Below are 20380 nucleotides of genomic sequence, written 5' to 3' on the forward strand. Positions count from 1 at the left end.
TGCCCGTGGTCAGCGGCTCCGCCCCGGGCGCGGCGGCGCCCGGCGCCCTCGACGCGGTCGCCGCGGCCGTGCTGCCGAGCGTGGTGTCGGTCGAGGTCCGCGGCGCCCGTGGGGCCGCGGGCGGCTCCGGCTTCGTGATCGACGCCGACGGGCACGTGCTCACCAACGCCCACGTCGTGGAGGGTGGGGCGGTCGTGGAGGTCGTCTACGCCGACGCGCGCCGGGTGAGCGCGCGCGTCGTCGGCACCGACCCGGCGACCGACGTCGCGGTGCTGCGGGTGCCGGCCGAGGGCGCCCCTGCGCCGCTGCCGCTGCGCACCTCCGCCGACCTGCGGGTGGGGGAGACCGTGCTCGCCGTCGGCTCACCGCTCGGCCTGGCCGGCACCGTCACCGCCGGGATCGTCAGCGCCGTCGACCGCGAGGCCCGACTGGGCGACGAGCGCAACCGGCAGACCGCGATCCAGACCGACGCCCCGATCAACCCGGGCAACTCGGGCGGACCGCTGATCGACGCGGCCGGGCAGGTCGTCGGGATCAACACGGCGATCGCGAGCCTCGGCTCGGGCAGCATCGGCATCGGGTTCGCCATCCCGGCCGAGCGGGCCGCCGAGGTCGCCCGCCGCATCGTCGCGCAACGGTGAGCGGCGGCCCCGAGCACGCCCGCGCCGACGCGCCAATACCCTTGTCGGCGCACAGTCCCGACCCAAGGAAAGGGTGTCGTCACCGATGTCGACGGAGACGATCGAGTTCCAGGCGCAGGCCCGCCAGCTGCTCCAGCTGATGATCCACTCGATCTACTCGACGAAGGACGTGTTCCTGCGCGAGCTGATCTCGAACGCCTCGGACGCGCTCGACAAGCTCCGGCTGGCCGCGTACCAGGACAAGGACCTCGAGGTCGACACGACCGACCTGTACATCGCGCTGGAGACCGACCCGGCCGAGCGGACGCTGACCGTCCGCGACAACGGCATCGGCATGACCCGCGAGGAGGTCGTCGACCTGATCGGCACGATCGCCAAGTCGGGCACCGCGGAGATGCTGGGCAGGCTGCAGCAGGCGCGGGAGTCCGGGGCGGCGTCGGAGCAGGCGACCGCGGAGCTGATCGGGCAGTTCGGCGTCGGCTTCTACTCCAGCTTCATGGTGGCCGACCGGGTCGTGCTGGTCACCCGCAAGGCGGGCGCCGGGTCGGGCGTGCGCTGGGAGTCCGACGGCCAGGGCACCTACACCGTCTCCGACGAGCCGGACGCGCCGCAGGGCACCGCGGTGACCCTGCACCTCAAGCCAGAGGACAGCGAGGACGCGCTGCACGACTACGCGAACCCGGCCACGGTCAGGGACATCGTCAAGCGCTACTCCGACTTCATCACCTGGCCGATCCGGATGGCGCCGCAGAGCGGCGAGGGCGACGCGGAGACCGTCAACTCGCGCAAGGCGCTGTGGGCGCGGTCGCCGAAGGACGTCTCCGAGGAGGAGTACGCCGAGTTCTACCGCCACGTCAGCCACGACTGGCGCGAGCCGCTGCAGACGATCCGGCTGTCCGCGGAGGGCACGTTCGAGTACCAGGCGCTGCTGTTCCTGCCCTCGCACGCGCCGATGGACCTGTTCATGCGCGAGTCCAGGCGCGGGGTCCAGCTCTACGTCAAGCGCGTGTTCATCATGGACGACTGCGAGGCGCTCGTCCCGGAGTACCTGCGCTTCGTCAAGGGCGTCGTGGACGCCAACGACCTCTCGCTGAACATCTCCCGGGAGATCCTGCAGCAGGACCGCCAGATCCAGCTGATCCGCAAGCGGCTGGTCAAGAAGGTGCTCTCCACGGTCCGGTCCATGATGGACGACGAGCCGGAGAAGTACGCGACGTTCTGGTCGGAGCTGGGCCGGGCGGTCAAGGAGGGCCTGCTCTCCGACCACGACAACCGCCAGGCGATCCTGGAGATCTGCTCGTTCGCCTCCACCCACGACCCGGAGAAGCCGACCACGCTGCGCGAGTACATCGGGCGGATGCCCGAGGGCCAGGAGGCGATCTACTACGCGACCGGCGAGTCGCGCGCGGCGCTGGAGAACTCCCCGCACCTGGAGGCGTTCCGGGCCAAGGGCTACGAGGTGCTGCTGCTGACCGACCCGGTCGACGAGGTGTGGGTCGACATGGTGCCGGCCTTCGAGGACAAGGCGCTCACCTCGGTCGCGAAGGGCGAGGTCGACCTCGGCGGCGACGACGTCGACGACGACACGAAGAAGGGCTTCGAGGCCCTGCTCGGCTGGCTCGCCACCGCCCTGGAGGACGACGTCAAGGAGGTGCGGCTCTCCCACCGGCTCACGACCTCGGCGGCCTGCCTGGTCGGCGACCCCGGGGACCTCACCCCGACGCTGGAGAAGATGTACCGGGCGATGGGGCAGGAGCCCCCGAAGGTCAAGCGGATCCTGGAGCTGAACCCGGGCCACGCCCTGGTCACCGGCCTGCGCGACGCCCACGAGCAGCGCCCCGACGACGCCGGCCTGCGCGAGACGGCCCAGCTGCTGCACGGCATGGCGCTGCTGGCCGAGGGCGGCGAGCTGGCCGACCCGGCGTCGTTCGTGGCGATCCTGTCGCGGCGGTTGGAGCGGGCGCTGGGCTGATCCGCCCGGTTCCCGGCGGCGCGGCGCCTCCCTGCGGAGTAGGCGCACAACCACCCGTGGGGGGATCCGCCGGCCCCCGGCGCGCGCGAGGATCGGGGGACTCGGGGCGGACGGAGGGCGGAATGCGGGTCGTCGTGGTGGGGGCGGGTATCGCGGGGCTGACGACCGCGCTGATGCTGGACGCGGCCGGGGTCGAGTGCGAGGTGCACGAGCGCAGCGCGTCGGTCGAGGAGCTCGGCGTCGGCATCAACCTGCTGCCGCACGCGGTCGCGCCGCTGGCCGGGCTGGGCCTGCTCGACCGGCTGCGCGAGGTCGGCGTGGAGACGGGGACGCTGGTCTACGCCCACCGGCTGGGCCAGGAGATCCTGCGCCGGCCGTGCGGGCTGGCCGCGGGGGCGGCGCACCCGCAGTTCTCGATCCACCGCGGGGCGCTGGCCGGCCTGCTGCACGCGGCGGTCCGCGAGCGCCTGGGGGAGGGGGCGGTGCACACCGGCCACCGGCTGGTCGACGTCACCCAGGGCGACGACGGCGTCACCGCCACCTTCGTCGACCCGGAGGGCCGCCCGGCCGGCACCGCCACCGGCGACGTGCTCGTCGGGGCCGACGGCATCTGGTCGTCGGTGCGCGCGGCGCTGTACCCGGGGGAGGGCCTGCCGCGCTGGAACGGGGTGCTGATGTGGCGCGGCGCGGCCGACTGGCCGCTCTTCCGCGACGGGCGCACCGTCGTGATCGCCGGTGGCACCGCGGCCAAGCTGGTGCTCTACCCCATCGCGCCGGGCTCCGACCCCGGGCGGCGGCTGACCAACTGGGCGGTGTGCATCGCCGCGGGCCGGGCGGGCGATCCGCCGCCGCGGGTGGTCGACTGGTCGACCCCCGGCAAGCGCGCCGAGCTGGAGCCGCACCTGGCCCGCTTCGGCTGCCCCGACCTCGACCTGCCCGACCTGGTCGCGGCCACCCCGGCGCCACTGGAGTACCCGATGTGCGACCGCGACCCGCTGCCGCGCTGGTCGCACGGGCGCATCACGCTGCTGGGCGACTCGGCCCACCCGATGTACCCGATGGGCTCCAACGGCGCCGCCCAGGCGATCCTGGACGCCGTCGTGCTGGCCCGGTGCCTGTCCTCGGGCATCGATCCGGTGGCCGCGCTGCGCAGCTACGACGACCAGCGCCGCCCCCAGGTCAACCAGGTCGTCCTGCAGAACCGCATCGGCGGACCCGAGCGGGTGATCGACGAGGTGGAGCGCCGGGCGCCGGAGGGCTTCACCCACCGCTCGGACGTCATGGACGACGCCGAGCTGGAGAGCGTGCTCGCCGAGTACGCGCGGGCGTCGGCGGGGCCCGTTCCCCGCTGAGGGGTTTCGAGTCCGCCCGGTGGGCGACTCCGGCGTCGTCCCGCCCACGCGTCGGAGGTGCCGATGACCGCCAAGAAGCCCCCCGAGATCGCCGCCGCGGCCGTCGAGAGCGGGACGGAGAAGGCCCACCTGCGGTGGGACAAGGTGCTGGTCGGCGGCTTCCTGGCCGGGGCGTACATCGCGTTCGGCGGGCTGGTCGCCATCACCGTCTCCTCCGGCCTGGACCCGCGCACCTGGGGCACGCTGCCGACGCTGTTCATGGGCGCGGCGTTCACCCTCGGGCTCGTCCTGGTGCTCATCGCGGGGTCGCACCTGCTGACCGGCAACATGCTGCTGGTGCCGATCAGCGCCATGCAGGGCAGGCTCACCGTGGGCGAGGTGGTCCGCAACCTCACCCTGGTGCTGGTCGGCAACCTGCTGGGGGCGCTGTTCGTGGCCTACTTCCTGGCCGTGCAGACCGGGGTCATCGGCGATGTGGACTCCGAGGCCGGCGCCACGGGCGCGCTGACCTACGAGCGGCTGGCCTCGATCGTGGAGGCCAAGGGCCTGCACGAGACGTCGTGGCAGATCTTCCTGCGGGCCGTGGGCTGCAACTGGCTGGTCTGCCTGGGGGTGTGGCTCTCGCTGGCCGCCGACAGCGTGGGCAGCAAGATCCTCGGGATCTTCTTCCCGATCATGGCGTTCGTGGCGATGGGCTTCGACCACGTCGTGGCCAACATGTTCTTCCTGCCGGCCGGCATCTTCGCCGGCGTGCCCGGCCTCGGGTGGGGCGACACCCTGCACAACTGGGTGTTCGCGTTCCTGGGCAACCTGGTCGGCGCGGTCGTGTTCGTGGCGACGTCGTACTGGTACCTGTTCCTGCGAGAGGACGACGGCGGCGGGCGCGCGCCCGCCGACCGGCGCTGATCGTCGGTCACCGGGTTTGGCCCGGCGGGCCATGGGAAGTAGCGCTAGGGTCCGCCTTGATCGGTCCCGGGGAAAACGGGGAGTGCGCAGTGGGTGTACGGCAGTGGCTGGAGAGCTGGCCGGTCTACCGGCAGCTGACCGGTCCCGACCCGTTGGGCCGGGGCGCTGCGGCGCAGTCGCCGCGGTACGCCGCGATGCGTCCGCGCACCGAGTCCGCCGACCGCGTCGCCGACTCCGTCTGCCCGTTCTGCGCGGTCGGGTGCGGCCAGCGCGTGTTCGTCCGCGACGAGAAGGTCGTGCAGATCGAGGGCGACCCCGACTCGCCGATCTCGCGCGGGCGGCTGTGCCCCAAGGGTTCGGCGAGCCTGCAGCTGGTCACCGGTCCGCAGCGCCAGGAGAAGGTCCGCTACCGGGCGCCCTACGCCACCGAGTGGACCGACCTCGACCTCGACACCGCCATGGACATGGTCGTCGACCGGGTCCTGGACGCCCGCGAGCGCGGCTGGCAGGAGCACGACGAGCACGGCAACCGGCTGCGCCGGACGATGGGCCTGGCCAGCCTGGGCGGCGCGACGCTGGACAACGAGGAGAACTTCCTCATCAAGAAGCTGTTCACCGCGCTGGGCGCGATCCAGATCGAGAACCAGGCCCGTATTTGACACTCCGCCACGGTTCCCGGTCTGGGGACCTCCTTCGGTCGCGGCGGCGCGACGGACTACCAGCAGGACCTGGCCAACTCCGACTGCATCATCATCATGGGCTCGAACATGGCCGAGGCCCATCCGGTGGGGTTCCAGTGGGTGGTGGAGGCGAAGGCGCGCGGCGCCCGCGTGATCCACATCGATCCGCGGTTCACCCGGACCAGCGCGCTGGCCGACACCTACGTGCCGATCCGCGCGGGTAGCGACATCGCCTTCCTCGGCGGCGTCATCAACCACGTGCTGAGCAACGACCTGGACTTCCGCGAGTACGTGGCTGCCTATACCAACGCCTCGTTCCTGGTGCGCGAGGGCTTCCAGGACACCGAGGACCTCGACGGGCTGTTCAGCGGCTACGACGCCGAGACCGGCACCTACGAGCGCGACTGCTGGCAGTACCAGGGCGCCGACGAGGAGCGCGAGGAGCCGGAGGGGGCCAGCCCGGACTCCCCGGCCGGCGACGACGACTCGGGGATGGACAAGGAGCGCACCTCGCCGCTGGGCCACGGCGCGTCCGGCGCCCCGCTGCGCGGGGTCTCCAACATCGCCACCGACCCCACGCTGGAGCACCCGCGGTGCGTGTTCCAGATCCTCAAGCGCCACTACGCCCGCTACACCCCGGAGATGGTGGCCCGGATCTGCGGCACCCCGCTGGAGAAGTTCCGGGCCGTGTGCGAGGCGTGGACGGCCAACTCCAACCGGGAGCGCACCTCGGCGCTGGTCTACAGCGTCGGCTGGACCCAGCACAGCGTGGGCGCGCAGTACATCCGGGCGGGCGCGATCGTGCAGTTGCTGCTGGGCAACGTCGGCCGCCCCGGCGGCGGGGTGTTCGCGCTGCGCGGGCACGCCAGCATCCAGGGCTCCACCGACGTGCCCACGCTGTTCAACCTGCTGCCCGGCTACCTGCCGATGCCGACCGCCGGCTCGCACGAGTCGCTCGACGCCTACCTCGACGACCTGCGCAGCCCGACCCAGAAGGGGTACTGGACCGGCGCCGACGCCTACCTGGTCTCGCTGCTCAAGGAGTACTTCGGCGACAACGCGACCGCGGAGAACGACTTCGGCTACGACTGGCTGCCCAAGATCGACGGCGACCACGGCACGTACCGCACGGTCATGGACATGGTCGACGGCGGCAAGGTGTTCGGCTACTTCCTGCTCGGCCAGAACCCCGCCGTCGGCTCGGCGCACGGCAAGCTGCAGCGCCTGGGCATGGCCAACCTGGACTGGGTGGTCGTGCGCGACCTGGCGATGATCGAGAGCGCCACGTTCTGGAAGGACTCCCCGGAGATCGAGACCGGCGAGATCAGCCCGCAGACCTGCCGCACCGAGGTGTTCTTCTTCCCGGCCGCCTCGCACGTGGAGAAGGAGGGCACCTTCACCCAGACCCAGCGCATGCTGCAGTGGCGGGAGAAGGCCGTCGAGCCGACCGGCGACCAGCGCTCGGAGCTGTGGTTCTTCTACCACCTGGGGCGCAGGCTGCGGGAGCGGCTGGCCGGCTCGACCGACCCGCGCGACGAGCCCGTGCAGAAGCTGGACTGGGACTACCAGGTGCACGGGGACGAGCCCGCGGCGGAGGACGTGCTGCGCCGCATCAACGGCTACGACACCACGACCGGCGAGGCGGTGGACTCCTACCTCGACCTCAAGGCCGACGGCAGCACCGCCTGCGGCTGCTGGATCTACAGCGGCGTCTACGCCGGGGGCGTCAACCAGGCCGCCCGGCGCAAGCCGCACGACGCTCAGGGCGCCTACGACCGCCAGTGGGGCTGGACCTGGCCGGCCAACCGGCGGGTGCTCTACAACCGCTGCTCGGCCGACCTGGAGGGCCGGCCGTGGAGCGAGCGCAAGAAGCTGGTCTGGTGGGACGCCGACGAGGGGAAGTGGACCGGCGACGACGTGCCGGACTTCCCGGCCACCACGCCGCCGGGCTACGAACCGCCGCCCGAAGCGGTCGGCCCGGAGGCGCTGCGCGGCGACGACGCGTTCATCATGCAGGCCGACGGGAAGGCGTGGCTGTTCGCGCCGCACGGGCTGCTCGACGGCCCGATGCCCACGCACTACGAGCCGCACGAGTCGCCGGTGCCCAACATGCTCTACGGCCAGCAGGGCAACCCGACCCGCAAGGTCTACGGCCGCACCGACAACCCGTCGAACCCGGCGCCGCCCGAACAGCACCGCGAGGTGTTCCCGTTCGTGCTGACCGCGGCGCGGCTCACCGAGCACCACACCGCGGGCGGGATGAGCCGCCAGCTGCCCTACCTGGCCGAGCTGCAGCCGGAACTGACCGTCGAGGTGTCGCCGGAGCTGGCCAGGATCCGCGGGCTGACCCACCTCGGCACCGCGCACGTGGTCACCAGCCGTGCCGCCGTGCAGGCCCGGGTCATGGTCACCGACCGGATGGCTCCACTGCACATCGACGGGCAGGTCGTGCACCAGGTGTGGATGCCCTACCACTGGGGCGGCTCTGGCCTGGTCACCGGCGACGTGGTCAACGACCTGCTCGGCGTGGTCGCCGACTCCAACGTGTTCATCCAGGAGAGCAAGGTGGCCACCTGCGACGTCCGGCCGGGCCCGCGACCCCGCGGGGCGGCGCTCACCGCGATGCTGGCCGAGACCCGGGCCAGGGCCGGTGTCACCGTGGAGACCGGCACCCGCATCGCGACCGCGAGTGGCGTGCCGCACGTGGCGCACACCGACGACGACACCGACGACACCGACGACACCGACGACACCGACGACACCGACGACACCGACGACACCGACGACTCCGACGACTCCGACACCGACGGCGACACCGACGAGACCGCCGGGAACAGCGCAGGGGAGCAGCCATGACCGGCAACCGGATCTCCGGACCGCTCCACGACGTCGCGGGCGAGGCCGGGCACGACGACCACCCGCCGCGGGTCGGATTCTTCACCGACACCTCGGTCTGCATCGGCTGCAAGGCCTGCGAGGTGGCCTGCAAGGAGTGGAACGCCGTCCCCGAGGACGGCCTGGACATGCTCGGCATGTCCTACGACAACACCGGCTCGCTGGGCGCCAACTCCTGGCGCCACGTCGCGTTCATCGAGCAGCCGCGCTCGACCGGCCGGCAGGACCCGGGGTTCCTCGGGCTGCCCACCGGCCCCACCGGGACCTCGATCATGGCCGAGGCGGTCGGGCCGCGGCTGCGCGACTCCGAGCGCGGCGGCTCCGAGCTGGGCACCGGCCCGCTGGACGCCCCGAAGGCCGAGTCGGAGCACCCGGTCCAGGAGCTGGGCATGCCGGCGTTCGCCCGCCCCGGCGACGCGACCGGCGCCGAGGGGCGCACCGACTTCCGCTGGCTCATGGCCTCCGACGTGTGCAAGCACTGCACCCACGCCGGTTGCCTCGACGTCTGCCCGACCGGGGCCCTGTTCCGCACCGAGTTCGGCACCGTCGTCGTCCAGCAGGACATCTGCAACGGCTGCGGGTACTGCGTGTCCGGCTGCCCGTACGGGGTGATCGACCGCCGCCCGCACGACGGCCGCGCGCAGAAGTGCACGCTCTGCTACGACCGGCTGCACGGCGGGCTGGAACCTGCCTGCGCGAAGGCCTGCCCGACCGACTCCATCCAGTTCGGCGAGCTCGACGAGCTGCGCGAGCGGGCCGACCGCAGGCTCGCCCAGCTGCACGAGCTGGGCGTCGGCGAGGCGCGGCTCTACGGCCGCGACCCCGACGACGGGGTGGGCGGCGACGGCGCGTTCTTCCTGCTGCTCGACGAGCCCGAGGTCTACGGCCTGCCGCCGGACCCGGTGGTGCCCACCCGCGACGCGCCGTCGATGTGGCGGCGGGCGGGAGCGGCGGCCGCGGCGTTCGCGCTGGCCGGTGTGGGCGCGTTCGTCTCCGCCGCGATCGGGGCCCGCCGGTGACCGAGCGGGAGGGGACCTCGCACTCCGACACCGAGCGGGTCGGCGAGGCGGCCGCGCAGGCCGAGAACCGCGACATCGACCAGCGCGTGGCCCCGCCCGCGGAGCCGCCCGAGCAGTCCAGCGAGGAGGGCTCGATCGGCCGCGAGGCGCAGCTGTTCCAGGGCAGCGGCCTGGGCCGGCGCCGTCGGCGCGGCGGGCGCGGGCGCGGCGAGCCCACGGTGGTGCCGGACGCCGAGTTCCGCTCGTACTACGGCCGCCCGGTGCTCAAGGCGCCGGTGTGGGAGTGGAAGATCGCGGCCTACCTCTTCGCCGGCGGGCTGGCCGCCGGCTCGTCGGTGGTGGCCGCGGGCGCCGACCTCACCGGGCGCCCCGCGCTGCGCCGGGCAGGCTGGCTCGGCTCCTTCGCCGCCCTGCTGGCCAGCCTGTACTTCCTGGTCAGCGACCTGGGCCGGCCGGAGCGGTTCCACCACATGCTGCGGGTGCTCAAGCCGACCTCGCCGATGAGCGTCGGCACCTGGATCCTCAGCGTCTTCGGTCCCGGCGTGGGTGCCGCGGCGGTGCGCGAGCTCGTGCCCCGCCGCTGGCGGCGCACCTGGCCCGCGCGCCTGCTCGACCGGCTGGCCCGCCCGCTCGGGCTCTCCGCCGCGGTCACGGCGCCCGGTGTCGCGTCCTACACCGCGGTGCTGCTGTCGCACACCGCGGTGCCGGGCTGGAACGAGGTCCGCGACGAGCTGCCGTTCGTCTTCGCCGGGTCCGCCGCGGCCAGTGGGGGCGGCTTCGGGATGCTCTGCGCCCCGGTCGAGGAGGCGGCGCCCGCCCGTGTGTTCGCCGCCGTCGGGGCGGCGGGCGAGCTGCTCGCCGCCAAGCGCATGGAGCAGCGCATGGGGCTGATCGGCGAGGTCTACCGGCACGGGAAGGTGCACCGGCTGCGGCGCGCCTCGGAGGTGCTCACGCTGGCCGGGCTGGCCGGGACGGTCCTGGTCGCCGGGCGCAGCCGGTCCGGCGCGGCCGCCTCCGGCCTGGCCCTGCTGGCCGGCAGCGCCCTGCAGCGGTTCGGGGTGTTCGAGGCCGGCATGGAGTCCACGAAGGACCCGAGGTACGTGGTGGTGCCGCAGCGCGAGCGGCTGGCGGCGCGGGAGGCCCGCGCGGCCGTCGCGCCGCCGGACCCCGGCTGATCCCGCACTCGTCGCGCGCCTCGCCGATCGTCGCGAGCAGACCGGGCGTGACGAGGGTGCGCGGTCGGCGTCGGCGCGGACCGGGACTCAGCGGGTGCCGTACTCCAGCACCTCGACGGTCGTCGCCTGTGCCTCGGGCGGCTGGCCGGCCACCGAGGCCACGGTGAACACGCCGGCGACGCCGATGGCGATGCCGAGCGCGACCGCGGTGATGGCGCTGATCAGCAGGCTCCCCCTGGCGGGTGCGGCGTTCATGTCGGGTCCGCTCCTCTCGTCGGGCGCTCGGCGTCGTCGGTGCGCGCCGGGAATGCTACGGGCTCCCGGCCGCCTTTCCGCAATGGAATCCGCGGAAGAGACTCCGAATGCCGATATCGATTGCTCTGCGGTGTTCGCGGGGCGTTCCGGTCAGTGGGATGGGCTCTATTGGAGGGGACTTGCGCGCCGTAACGTGACCGGCCGGTAGGGGACGCGTCGAATAGCGGATGATCATTTCCTACGAGGGGTCGAAAGCATGCGCGCACGGATGGCGGCACTGGCGCTGCTGGTGGTCGGGGCGCTCGCGGTGACGGTCGCGGTCGCGCTGCCGACGTTCCTCGCGCCCGCGCTGGTCAAGCTCCCGCTCGACCAGAAGGCCAGGTCGACGGCCATCGGCCACGACCTCACCGTCTTCTACCCCGGCGACCTCGAGGAGCGCAGCGGCGTCACCGCCACGTCGGTCCGCAACATCGCCGGCGACGCCGGTGCCCCGGAGGCCGGCGCGGACACCGCGGTGTGGACCGTGGGCAACGTGGTCACCGACAGCGAGGGGGTGCTGATCGGGGTCACCGAGATCACCGCCTGCTTCGACCGGCGCACCGGGCTCGCGGTCAACCCGTGCGCCTCCGCGCGGCTCAACGGCGACAACCGGATCACCTACGCGGGTCAGGTCTTCAGCTTTCCGTTCGGCACCGAGCAGCGCGACTACGAATTCTTCGACCCGAACGTGAAGGCGCCGTTCCCCGCGCGATTCGTCGGCGTCGAGGAGATCGAGGGCCTCGAGGTCTACCGCTTCGAGGAGACGATCCCGGAGACGGTCACCATGACCCGCGAGGTCCCCGGGGAACTCGCCGGCGGCGAGGAGGGCACGACCGTCACCGCCGAGGCCGTCTACAGCAACACCCGCACCCTGTGGATCGAGCCGACCGTGGGCAGCATCGTCAACGGCCAGGAGCAGATCCGCCAGGTGTTCCGCGGCCCGGACGGCGAGGAGGGCGTCACGCTGCTGGCCGGCACGCTCGACTTCACCCCGGAGGCGGTCAGCTCCAACGCCGCGCTCGCCCGCGACGGCCGCGCGCTCATCGTGCTGCTCACCGTCACGCTGCCGATCGTGCTCGGGATCGTCGGGCTGCTGCTGCTCGCCGGCGGGGTGTTCCTGCTGGTGCGGCGCCCCGCCGGAGCCGAGCCGGCCACGGCGCCGCTGACCAGGATCGATGCCGGGCCGCGGGCCGCGCAGCGCGGCTGATCCGGCCGGCCCGGCACAACGGCGGGAGCGGGCGTGATCCTCGACCGGTTCTCCGTGCGCGACCGCGTCGCGATCGTCACCGGCGCGGGTCGCGGCATCGGCGCCGCGACCGCGCTGGCGCTGGCCGAGGCCGGCGCCGACGTCGTGCTGTCGGCGCGCACGACCGACGAGCTGGAGAAGGTGGCGGCGCGGATCGAGGCGCTGGGCCGGCGCGCCCTGGTGGTGCCGGCCGACCTGCGCCACCTCGACGCGGTCACGGCGCTGGCCGCGGCCGCCGCCGGGCGCTTCGGCCGGCTCGACGTCGTGGTCAACAACGTCGGCGGCACGTTCCCCAGGGCGCTGCTCGACACCGACGCCGCCTACCTGGAGAAGGCGTTCCACTTCAACGTCAGCACGGCCCACGAGCTCGTGCGGGCCGCGGTCCCGGTCCTGCTCGACAGCGGTGGCGGGGCCGTGGTCAACATCAGCTCGGTGATGGGGCGGGTCTCCGGGCGCGGCTACCTCGCCTACGGCACGGCCAAGGCGGCCCTGGCGCACTACACCCGGCTGGCCGCCCGCGACCTGTCCCCGACCATCAGGGTGAACGCCGTCGCCGTCGGCTCCGTGCGCACCTCGGCGCTGGAGGCGGTGCTGTCCGACGACGCGACCCGCGAGCGGATGGAGGCCGGCACCCCCCTCGGGGTCATCGGCGACCCCGAGGACGTCGCGGCCGCCGTGCTCTACCTCGCCTCGCCGGCCGGGCGGTACGTGACCGGCAAGGTGCTGGAGGTCGACGGCGGCCTCGACCAGCCCAACCTCGACCTCGGACTGCCCGACCTGGGCCGGGAGCGGTGACCCCGCCGGGCCGTCGGGCCCGCCCGGCCCGGCCGCGGCGCAGCGCCGACGTCGGGGCGTGGGCGGGCGAGGCCGACGTGGTGGTCGTCGGGTACGGGGTGGCCGGGGCGAGCGCGGCCGCGGAGGCCGCCGCCCAGGGCGCCGATGTCCTGGTGCTCGAACACACCGGCGGTTGGGGCGGCGCGGCCGCGATGGCGGGCGGCTTCATCTACCTCGGCGGCGGCACCGGGCTGCAGCGCGCCTGCGGGTTCACCGACACCCCGCAGGACATGCACGCCTACCTGCTCGCGGCCATGGGCGACGGCGCCGACGCCGACAAGCTCGCGCTCTACGCCGAGCGCAGCGTGGAGCACTTCGACTGGCTGGTCGCGTGCGGGGTGCCGTTCCGCGCCGCCTTCTTCGACCGGCCCGGCTGGGAGCCGCACGCCGACGAGGGCCTGATGTACTCCGGCGGGGAGAACGCCCACCCGTTCGCCGAGCTGGTGGCCCCTGCCCCGCGCGGGCACCTGCCGCGGATGGCCGACAAGCGCACCGGCGAGCGCGGCGGCGGCTGGATGCTGATGCGCCCCCTGGTCGACACGGCGCGGGCCCGCGGCGTGCGGGTGCGCTACGACACCCGCTTCGAGGCGCTGGTCGTCGAACCCGACGGGCGGGTCCGCGGGGTCGTGGCGCGCAACTACGGCGAGGAGGTCGCCGTCCGGGCCCGGCGGGCGGTGGTGCTGGCCACCGGCAGCTTCGCCTACGACGACGCCATGGTGGCCCGGCACGTCCCGCTGCTGATCGGGCGCCCGGGAGCGTCGGTGGAGCAGCACGACGGCCAGGGCCTGCGCGCCGCCCAGGCGGTCGGCGCCGACGTCGCGCACCTGCACGCCTGCGAGGCGGCGCTGCTGGCCGACCCCGGGCTGATGGTGCGCGGCATCGTGGTCGACGCGCTGGGCCGCAGGGTGATCAACGAGGACACCTACCCGGGGCGGATCGGGCACGCGCTGCTCTCGCACCACGGCAGCCGGGGGTTCCTGGTCGCCGACGAGCCGGCCGTGGACGAGGCCAGGGCCCAGGGCGGACCGCTCGCGCTGCTCATCCCGCCCCGCCCGACCTGGGTCGGCGACGACGTCGGCGAACTGGAGCGCGAGGCCGGGATCCCGCCCGGTGCCCTGGCCGCCACCCTCGGGCTCTACAACTGCCACGCCGAGCGCGGCGAGGACCCGGTGCACCGCAAGGCCGCCCGCTGGGTCCGCCCGCTGCGCGCCCCGTGGGGTGTGTTCGACCTGCGCGAGCACACGGTGGGCTTCCCGCTCGGTGGCCTGCGCACCGACGTCGACGGGGCGGTCCTCGACGTCGACTCCGAGCCGATCCCCGGCCTGCGCGCCGCCGGCCGGGTCGCCGCGGGCCTGTCGGCCGGCGGCTACGCCAGCGGCATCTCCCTCGGCGAGGGCAGCTTCTTCGGCCGCCGGGCCGGGCGCGCCGCGGCCCTGGACGAGCTCAGCTGACCCGGGGAGCGGTCGAGCCGGCCAGCTGCAGGGCCACGTCGATGATCATGTCCTCCTGGCCGCCGACCAGCCCCAGCTCCCCGCAGCGGCGCAGGATCGCGTGCGCGGGCACGCCGTAGCGCTCGGCGGCGGCCTCGGCGTGCAGCAGGAACGACGAGTAGACCCCCGCCCAGCCCTGAACGATCGCGTTGCGGTCGAGCTTCGGCCACCGGGTCAGGTAGGGACGCACCACCTCCTCGGCCGCGTGCAGCAACGCCATCACGTCGAGCCCGGTGCCGATGCCGAGGCGGTCGAAGACCGCGGCGAGCACCTCGGTGGGGGAGTTGCCCGCGCCCGCGCCCAGCGCGCACAGCGAGCCGTCGACGTAGCGCACGCCGACCTCGTGGGCGATGACCGAGTTCGCCACGCCGAAGGACAGGTTCTGGTGGCCGTGGTAGCCCACCCAGGCCTCGTCGCCGACCTCGGCGACCAGCGCCTCGAACCGGGCCCTCGCCTCGTGCATGAGCAGTGCCCCCGCCGAGTCGGTCACGTAGGGGACCTGGCAGCCGGCGTCGACCATGATCCGGGCCTGCTTGGCCAGGTCCTCCGGCGACGTGCGGTGGGCCATCATCAGGAACCCGACGGTCTCCATGCCCAGCTCGCGCGCGGCCGCGAAGTGCTGCGGGGAGACGTCGGCCTCGGTGCAGTGGGTGGCCACCCGGACCACGTCGGCGCCGGCGTCGCGGGCGCGCCGCAGGTCGTCCACGGTGCCGATGCCCGGCACCAGCAGCACCGCGATCCTGGCCCGCGCCGCCTCCTCGCGGGCCGCGGCGATCAGGGTCATCTCGTCGGTGTGCGAGAAGCCGTAGTTGAACGAGGAGCCGCCGAGCCCGTCGCCGTGGGTCACCTCGATGACCTCCACCCCGGCCCGGTCGAGCGCGCGGACGGTGTCGCGCACCTGGGTCTCGGTGAACCGGTGGGCCATGGCGTGGCTGCCGTCGCGCAGCGTGGTGTCGACGATCCGGACGTCGTGGGCCAGCGGCGGGCGGGTCACGCCGACACCTCCCGCCCGGTCCTGACGGGTGCGTCGAGCCGGCGCGCGGCGATGAGCTCGCCGACCCGCGCGGCCGCCGCGGTCATGATGTCCAGGTTGCCGGCGTAGCGCGGCAGGTGGTCGCCGTTGCCCGCGACCTCCAGGAACACCGCGACCCGCGCGCACTGCGCACCGGTGGCGTCGCGCCAGGACGGGCGGGGATCGTCGAACTGCGGTTCGGCGCGCAGGGTGTAGCCGGGCACGTACCGCCGGACCTCGGCGACGACCTCGTGCACCGAGCGGGAGACCGCCTCGCGGTCGGCGTCCGCGCCGATCATGCAGAACACCGTGTCGCGCATGATCATCGGTGGCTCCACCGGGTTCAGGATGATGATCGCCTTGCCCCGGTCGGCCCCGCCGACCTCGGCCACCGCCCGCCCCGTGGTGCGGGTGAACTCGTCGATGTTGGCCCGGGTGCCGGGCCCGGCGCTGCGCGAGGACACCGACGCGACGATCTCGGCGTAGGGGACCGGGGTCACCCGCGACACCGCGTGCACGACCGGGATGGTGGCCTGCCCGCCGCAGGTGATCATCGAGATGTTCGGGGCGTCGACGTGCTCGCCGAGGTTCACCGGCGGGCACACCATCGGGCCCAGGTGCGCCGGGGTGAGGTCGACGGCCTGGATGCCCGCCGCGGCGTAGCGCGGCGCGTTGGCCGCGTGCGCCTTCGCCGAGGTCGCCTCGAACACGATCCGCGGCGGCGGGTCCTGGGCCAGCAGCCAGTCCACGCCCCCGGTGCTGGTGGCGATGCCCAGCTCGCGGGCCGCCGCCAGGCCGGTGGACTCCACCACGCCGACGACGTGGCGCACGTCGATCAGGTCGCTGCGGCGCAGCTTGGCCAGCAGGTCGGTGCCGATGTGGCCCGGTCCGACGATCGCCGCGGGCAGCTTCTTCGTGGGCTTCTTGGCGGGCATGACAACCTCGCGGGCGAGAAGGGTCAGGCGTGGGTGCCGCCGTCGACGCGGATGCCGGTGCCGGTGATGAACCGGCCGTCGTCGGAGACGAGCATGGCCACCACCGCGGCGACCACGCCCGGGTCGGCCATGCCCTTCCCGAGCAGCGGCATCAGCCGGCCGAACAGGGTCCAGTCGACGTCGGTGGGCAGGTCGTCGGCGGTGGCGCGGGTGATCCCGCTGTCGATGCTGCCGGGTTGCAGCGCGACCGCGCGCAGCCCGCGCTTGGCGTACTCGACGGCCAGCGAGTGCGTGAACGCGTCGATCCCGCCCTTGCTGGCCGCGTAGGCCGCCATGTAGGGGTGCCCGAAGTCGGCCGAGGTGGAGCTGAAGTTGACCACCACACCCCTGGCCTCCAGCAAAGCGGGCAGCGCGGCCCTGGTCGTCAGGAACGTCCCGGTCAGGTTGACCGCGATGATCCGCTCCCAGCTGTCGAGCGCGAAGTCGTGGGTGTGCCCGGCGCGCAGGATGCCGGCCGCGTTGACCAGCGCGTCGAGCCCGCCGAGCCGGGCGAGCACCGCCCCGGTGGTCGCGCCCACCGCGGCCTCGTCCGACACGTCGAGCCGCTCGGTGCTCAACCGCGCGCCGGTGCCCGCGACCTCGGCGAGCGCCGCGGTCTCCGTCAGCCCGGTTTCGACGACGTCGGCCCCGCAGACGGTGGCGCCCTCGTCGAGCAGGCGCAGCGCGCAGGCCCGCCCGATCCCGGACGCCGCGCCGGTGACCAGGACCCGGCGCCCGTCGAGCCTGCCGCTCACACCTCCCTGCCGGCGAAGTCCCAGCGGTGCCCCCAGTAGCTGTCGGCGGTGATCTCCTCGGCCGAGTAGTGCTCGTCGTCGACGAGGGCGCCGTCGCAGCCGACCTCCAGGTCCCAACCTCCGGGGGTGCGCACGTAGAACGACACCATCTTGTCGTTGGTGTGGCGCCCCAGCGTCGACGACAGGTGGTAGCGCTTGGCGGTCAGCCGGTCGAGCGCCCGGCCGACCTCGTCGAGCGTCTCGCACTCGACCATGATGTGGACCAGCGCCGGCGGCTTCAGCCCGGGCGACGGCATGATCGCCAGGCTGTGGTGGCGGGGGTTGACGCCCATGAACCGCAGCCGGATCGGCCCGTACTCCGGCGGGGCCGGCAGCCGGAACGCACCGCGGCTGCGGAAGCCGAGGGTGTCGGTGTAGAAGTCGAACGCACCGTTGATGTCGTCGACCGGGACGACGACGTGGCCCAGGCCGAGCTCCCCCGCGACGAACCGGTTGCCGAACGGCGTGGCCAGCGGGGAGTGGTCCAGCGCGGCGCCGTGGAAGACCTCGGTGGGGGTGGAGCCGGGCGCCTCGAAGGCGAACCCGGCCTCGACGCGCCGGACGCCGGTCTCCTCCGCGGTCAGCGCCTTGGCCGCGAGCCCGGCGCCCTCGACCGCGGCCTGCACCCTGGCCAGCGCGGCCCGGTCGCCGACCTCCCAGCCGACGGCCTCGACCCGGTCCTCGTCGCCGGGCAGGATCACCAACCGCGCCGGCCGCTCGTCGATCCGCAGGTAGAGCGCCCCCTCCTCGGGGCCGTCGCCGAGCGCGAAGCCGATGACCTCGCCGGCGAACTCCTTCCAGGCGGTCATGTCGGTGGCGCGCACCCGGACGTACCCGAGTGCCCGGACGTCGCTCATCAGGTCTCCTCCTTGGTGGCCTCGCGGCCGAGGAACTCCAGCACCACCCGCTCGAACTCGACCTGGCGCTCCTGCATGGCCCAGTGCCCGCAGCCGCCGAAGACGTGCAGCTCCGCGTCGCGGATGGCGCGCAGCGGGTGCAGCGCGGTCTCCAGCGGTGTCACCCGGTCGTCGCGGCCGTAGGTGAGCAGCGTCGGCTGCCGGATCTCGCCCAGCCGCGCCCAGACCGGCACCCCCGGCACCCGGTTCGAGCGCATCGCGGCCATGGCCGCGCGGTAGAAGTCGCGCACGAAGTCGACGCCGCCGGGCGCCGACGCCGCGCGCCAGCGCTCCTCGATGCGCTCCTCGGTGAGGAAGCGCTGGTCGCCGACCATCGCCCGCATCCAGCCGACCAGCCGCTCGCGGGTCGGGTCCTCGCAGAACTCGACCAGCAGCCGGATGCCCTCGGTGGGCTGGGGCGCCAGCAGCGGCGGCGCGATGCCGCCGGGCCCCATGAGCACGAGCCGGCGGACGCGGTCGGGGTGGGTCAGGGCGAGCTCGACGGCCACCGACCCGCCCAGCGAGTTGCCCACCACGTCCACCCGGTCGAGCCCCTCGGCGTCGAGCACCCGCAGCGCGGCCGCCGCGGAGGTCCGCATGTACGGGGTGGTCAGGTCGGGGCGGTAGCTGGCGCCGAAGCCGGGCTGGTCGGGGATGACGACGGTGCGCTCGCGGGCGAACGCCGTGACGTTCGGGCCGAAGTTGGCCCAGCCGCTCACCCCCGGCCCGGAGCCGTGCAGCAGCAGCACGCCCGGCGCGGTGCCGCTCTCCGAGCCGGCGCGGTGGTAGTGCATGCGCTCCGGCCCGTCGAGAGTGCGGCTGGTCCCTTCCCGGTCGAGGCCGGGGGCGGTGGTGGAGGTCATCGGCTCTCCGGCGGTCAGGTGGTGATGCGCTGGTGCGGGGCGGGCTCGACGCCCATCCCGACCAACGCCGCGAGGTGGTAGGCCGGGCCGGGCACGTGGATGGCGTGGTGCAGCCCGGCGTGCGAGTCGCGCCAGAACCGCTGCATCGGCTTGTCCAGGCGCAGCGCGTTGCCGCCGGAGCGGGCGAAGATCTCGTCGCCGGCCCGCACCGCCCGCCAGGCGCTGCGCGTCTGGTTGCGCCGGATGATCGCGCGCTGCTCGAAGGTGACCGGTTTGCCCGCCTCGGCCACGTCGTAGGCCCGGGAGATGCCGTCGAGCAGCTGGGTGCGCGCCGCGGCGATCTCGGCCGCCGCTTCGCCGATGGCGTAGAGCGTGTACGGGTCCTCCTTGATCCTGGTCCCGTACACCGAGACGCGGTCGCGCTGGTAGGCGTAGTGCTCGCGCAGCAGGCCCTCGGTGATGCCGATGACCGCGGCGGTGATGCCCAGCGGGAACATCGACCAGAACGGCAGCCGGTACACCGTGTCGGTGCGCCCGGCGCGCTCGGCGGCCAGCTCGCCCTCGGCCACCTCGGCCGCGCTGATGGTGCGGTAGCCGGGGACGAACGCGCCGTCGACGACGACGTCCTTGCTGCCCGTGCCGGAAAGCCCCACAACGTTCCAGGAGTCCTCGACGATCGTGTAATCCGCGCGGGGCAGCACCACGTGCAGCACCTTCGGCGGCCGCAGCGGCTTGCCCTCCGCGTCGCCGACCGCGGCCCCCAGGAAGATCCAGTCGCAGTGGTCGGTGCCGGAGGAGAACTGCCAGTGCCCGGTGAGGAGGTAGCCGCCGTCGGTGGGCACGGCGACCCCGCTGGGCATGTACGGCGAGGCGATCCAGGTGTCCGGGTCGGTGCCCCAGACCTCCTCCTGCAGCCTGCGGTCGCACAGCGCCATCTCCCACGGGTGCAGCCCGCCGACCCCGCACACCCAGCCGGTCGAGCCGCAGTGCGCGGCCACCGCCATGACGGCCTCGGCGAAGTCGCGCGGGTGCGCGGCGAAGCCGCCGAAGTCCTTGGGCTGCAGCAGGCGCATGACGCCCGCCTCCTTGACCACCGCGACCGAGTCGGCCGAGAGCCTGCCCAGCCGTTCGGTCTCGGCGGCGGCCGCGGCCAGGCGGGGGGCGAGTGCCTCCACCTGGTGCACGACTTCGTGCGTCATCGGTGCCTCCCTGCCCGATCCGCGCTCCGGTGCGCCCGCGACGGTCCGGGCGCGGCGGGCGGCGCGACCGACGTTAGGGACCCGCCGCGGGCGAACCCACCGGCGCTCCCACTGACCGGGAGGCCGGATGGCCGCGGT

Annotated in this window: 16 protein-coding genes and 1 pseudogene; 10 read left to right on the forward strand and 7 right to left on the reverse strand. The window is 73.8% G+C overall.

Annotation, left to right across the window (positions count from 1 at the left end):
- The 7 genes and pseudogenes from KIK08_RS00005 to nrfD all read left to right on the forward strand — a co-directional run.
- Positions 1-641 (forward strand): S1C family serine protease (locus tag KIK08_RS00005; protein WP_214400826.1); only part of this gene is annotated, 641 nt, incomplete at its 5' end.
- Between the two features lie 85 nt (positions 642-726).
- Positions 727-2613, forward strand: coding sequence for a molecular chaperone HtpG (gene htpG, locus KIK08_RS00010; RefSeq protein ID WP_214400827.1), 1887 nt, complete (start codon positions 727-729; stop codon positions 2611-2613).
- 122 nt (positions 2614-2735) lie between these two features.
- Entirely contained in the window at positions 2736-3965 is a 1230-nt protein-coding gene (locus KIK08_RS00015; RefSeq protein ID WP_214400828.1) for a flavin-dependent oxidoreductase, read from the forward strand.
- 63 nt (positions 3966-4028) lie between these two features.
- A complete protein-coding gene (locus KIK08_RS00020) occupies positions 4029-4871 on the forward strand; it encodes a formate/nitrite transporter family protein (RefSeq protein ID WP_214400829.1) in 843 nt (280 codons plus the stop codon).
- Positions 4872-4960: 89 nt separating this feature from the next.
- Positions 4961-8206, forward strand: a pseudogene (gene fdh, locus KIK08_RS00030) (formate dehydrogenase); the annotation flags it as partial.
- Between the two features lie 197 nt (positions 8207-8403).
- Positions 8404-9465 carry a 4Fe-4S dicluster domain-containing protein gene (locus KIK08_RS00035; protein ID WP_214400831.1) on the forward strand — a complete coding sequence of 354 codons (1062 nt, stop codon included), beginning with the start codon at positions 8404-8406 and terminating at the stop codon, positions 9463-9465.
- 152 nt (positions 9466-9617) lie between these two features.
- Positions 9618-10640 carry an NrfD/PsrC family molybdoenzyme membrane anchor subunit gene (gene nrfD / locus KIK08_RS00040; RefSeq protein WP_408004614.1) on the forward strand — a complete coding sequence of 341 codons (1023 nt, stop codon included), beginning with the start codon at positions 9618-9620 and terminating at the stop codon, positions 10638-10640.
- An 87-nt stretch (positions 10641-10727) separates the two neighbouring features.
- Here the strand turns inward: nrfD and KIK08_RS00045 are convergent, their stop codons facing one another.
- The gene (locus tag KIK08_RS00045) at positions 10728-10895 is read right to left on the reverse strand and encodes a hypothetical protein (protein ID WP_214400832.1); all 168 of its coding nucleotides are present in this window, start codon (positions 10893-10895) and stop codon (positions 10728-10730) included.
- A gap of 256 nt (positions 10896-11151) precedes the next feature.
- On the opposite strand from KIK08_RS00045, the gene pgfA reads away from it, so the two are divergent.
- From pgfA to KIK08_RS00060, 3 genes are read left to right on the forward strand one after another with little or no spacing between them, the layout of a single operon-like run.
- Positions 11152-12141: a cell envelope lipid trafficking protein PgfA gene (pgfA, locus tag KIK08_RS00050; RefSeq protein ID WP_214400833.1), complete on the forward strand. Its 990-nt coding sequence runs from the start codon at positions 11152-11154 to the stop codon at positions 12139-12141.
- A gap of 33 nt (positions 12142-12174) precedes the next feature.
- The gene (locus KIK08_RS00055; RefSeq protein WP_214400834.1) at positions 12175-12975 is read left to right on the forward strand and encodes an SDR family oxidoreductase; all 801 of its coding nucleotides are present in this window, start codon (positions 12175-12177) and stop codon (positions 12973-12975) included.
- Complete coding sequence (locus tag KIK08_RS00060) at positions 12972-14465, forward strand: FAD-dependent oxidoreductase (RefSeq protein ID WP_214400835.1); 1494 nt, start codon at positions 12972-12974, stop codon at positions 14463-14465. Before KIK08_RS00055 ends, KIK08_RS00060 begins: the two co-directional genes overlap by 4 nt.
- On the opposite strand, the gene dmpG is transcribed toward KIK08_RS00060, so the two are convergent.
- The 6 genes from dmpG to KIK08_RS00090 are packed head-to-tail and all read right to left on the reverse strand — an operon-like array spanning position 14458 to position 20242.
- Positions 14458-15498 (reverse strand): 4-hydroxy-2-oxovalerate aldolase, encoded by a 1041-nt coding sequence (dmpG, locus tag KIK08_RS00065; protein ID WP_214400836.1) that lies wholly within the window; start codon positions 15496-15498, stop codon positions 14458-14460. The two genes, KIK08_RS00060 and dmpG, sit on opposite strands and share 8 nt — an antisense overlap.
- Positions 15495-16451, reverse strand: a complete 957-nt coding sequence (locus KIK08_RS00070) for an acetaldehyde dehydrogenase (acetylating) (protein ID WP_214400837.1) — start codon at positions 16449-16451, stop codon at positions 15495-15497. Before KIK08_RS00070 ends, dmpG begins: the two co-directional genes overlap by 4 nt.
- A 23-nt stretch (positions 16452-16474) precedes the next feature.
- On the reverse strand, positions 16475-17245 hold the full coding sequence (locus tag KIK08_RS00075) for an SDR family NAD(P)-dependent oxidoreductase (RefSeq protein ID WP_214400838.1): 771 nt from the start codon (positions 17243-17245) through the stop codon (positions 16475-16477).
- A complete protein-coding gene (locus KIK08_RS00080) occupies positions 17242-18141 on the reverse strand; it encodes a VOC family protein (RefSeq protein WP_214400839.1) in 900 nt (299 codons plus the stop codon). Before KIK08_RS00080 ends, KIK08_RS00075 begins: the two co-directional genes overlap by 4 nt.
- Complete coding sequence (locus tag KIK08_RS00085; protein ID WP_214400840.1) at positions 18141-19043, reverse strand: alpha/beta fold hydrolase; 903 nt, start codon at positions 19041-19043, stop codon at positions 18141-18143. The genes KIK08_RS00080 and KIK08_RS00085 overlap by 1 nt, the downstream gene beginning before the upstream one ends.
- A 14-nt stretch (positions 19044-19057) precedes the next feature.
- Complete coding sequence (locus tag KIK08_RS00090) at positions 19058-20242, reverse strand: acyl-CoA dehydrogenase family protein (RefSeq protein ID WP_214400841.1); 1185 nt, start codon at positions 20240-20242, stop codon at positions 19058-19060.
- Positions 20243-20380 lie beyond the last annotated feature (138 nt).

The organism is Pseudonocardia lacus (genome assembly GCF_018531445.1).
Classification (GTDB): domain Bacteria; phylum Actinomycetota; class Actinomycetes; order Mycobacteriales; family Pseudonocardiaceae; genus Pseudonocardia; species Pseudonocardia lacus.

Excerpts from the sequence above, each read along its gene's own strand:
- htpG (WP_214400827.1), top strand. The coding sequence starts at position 727 with ATGTCGACGGAGACGATCGAGTTCCAGGCGCAGGCCCGCCAGCTGCTC.
- KIK08_RS00015 (WP_214400828.1), top strand. The coding sequence starts at position 2,736 with ATGCGGGTCGTCGTGGTGGGGGCGGGTATCGCGGGGCTGACGACCGCG.
- KIK08_RS00020 (WP_214400829.1), top strand. The coding sequence starts at position 4,029 with ATGACCGCCAAGAAGCCCCCCGAGATCGCCGCCGCGGCCGTCGAGAGC.
- KIK08_RS00035 (WP_214400831.1), top strand. The coding sequence starts at position 8,404 with ATGACCGGCAACCGGATCTCCGGACCGCTCCACGACGTCGCGGGCGAG.
- KIK08_RS00045 (WP_214400832.1), bottom strand. The coding sequence starts at position 10,895 with ATGAACGCCGCACCCGCCAGGGGGAGCCTGCTGATCAGCGCCATCACC.
- pgfA (WP_214400833.1), top strand. The coding sequence starts at position 11,152 with ATGCGCGCACGGATGGCGGCACTGGCGCTGCTGGTGGTCGGGGCGCTC.
- KIK08_RS00070 (WP_214400837.1), bottom strand. The coding sequence starts at position 16,451 with ATGCCCGCCAAGAAGCCCACGAAGAAGCTGCCCGCGGCGATCGTCGGA.
- KIK08_RS00080 (WP_214400839.1), bottom strand. The coding sequence starts at position 18,141 with ATGAGCGACGTCCGGGCACTCGGGTACGTCCGGGTGCGCGCCACCGAC.
- KIK08_RS00085 (WP_214400840.1), bottom strand. The coding sequence starts at position 19,043 with ATGACCTCCACCACCGCCCCCGGCCTCGACCGGGAAGGGACCAGCCGC.
- KIK08_RS00090 (WP_214400841.1), bottom strand. The coding sequence starts at position 20,242 with ATGACGCACGAAGTCGTGCACCAGGTGGAGGCACTCGCCCCCCGCCTG.